The organism is Phyllobacterium sp. SL163 (genome assembly GCF_049896885.1).
Lineage (GTDB): Bacteria > Pseudomonadota > Alphaproteobacteria > Rhizobiales > Rhizobiaceae > Phyllobacterium > Phyllobacterium calauticae.
Window position 1 is genome coordinate 1 of the sequence record NZ_JAFCVE010000022.1, and the last position, 975, is coordinate 975.

Here is a 975-nt window from a genome sequence, read left to right on the forward strand (position 1 = left end):
GCCGTCACCGTGCCACCCTGCAACAGGCCGCAGGGGATGGCTCCGGCGGCGCGCGCCTCCGGCGCCGTCATGATCCAGGCGCGGTAGCAATATTCGCCGATCGCATCGAGCGTGTCGCCGACCTTCAGGTCCTTCTTCGCCACCGCGCAGACTTCCGCCACGGGTTTCGCCAGAGGCACCATGTCGGCCTTGCCGTAGAGCACGACGCGCGCGCAGGTCAGCGGCACTTCCAGCGAGGTCAGGTGATAGGGCCGGTGGAAGGTGAAATACGGGCCCTTGCCCATCTTCAGATCCTCCATCCGCTCCGAAATGCGCGGATGCGACATGTCGGCAACCACGAACACACCCGGTGCCACGCCCTTGCCGATGGAATAGTCGACAACGCCGACCCGCGACAACAGCCCGCCATCCCTCTGCGGGATCAGCGTCTTGTTGAGCTGGTCCAGCGTGGCGGCGGGGCCGTGCATGCCGGCCTTGTCGGGGACAAGCCCCGTGGCATTGGCGATCGCCGCCATTTCCACCATGGTCTTCGAGCCGTCGACGAATTCCACCAGCATGCGCACATTCATGTGGCGGCGTGCCGCCTCCTCCTGGTAATCGTCGGGAATGGCGTCGATGTTGAGCGGGTTGTTCTTGCCCTTGCCGGCGGCAACGATCGGATGGCCCATGGCCGAGACGAACTCGATCAGCTCCATGCAGGAGGACGGCTCGTCGCCGGCGCCCAGCGAATAGGTGACGCCCAGGCGGTCCGCCTCGCTTTTCAGGTACGCGCCGATGGTCACATCCGCCTCGACATTCATCATCACGAGGTGCTTGCCGTGCTCCATGGCTCTGAGGCCGATCTCGGCCCCGACCGCCGGAACGCCCGTCGCATCGATCACCACGTCGATCAGGTCATTTTCGAGGATGAGGTCGGCATTGTCGGTGACGGCGATCCTGCCGCCCTCCATCGCCGCGGTCAGGGCCGAGGCGGTG

The 975-nt window shown here is 65.6% G+C and carries 1 protein-coding gene; it reads right to left on the minus strand.

The genetic code is table 11. The annotated features are described in order from the left end of the window. Positions 1–975 (minus strand): NAD(P)H-dependent oxidoreductase (locus tag ACP7B1_RS24545; RefSeq protein ID WP_426137403.1); only part of this gene is annotated, 975 nt, incomplete at both ends.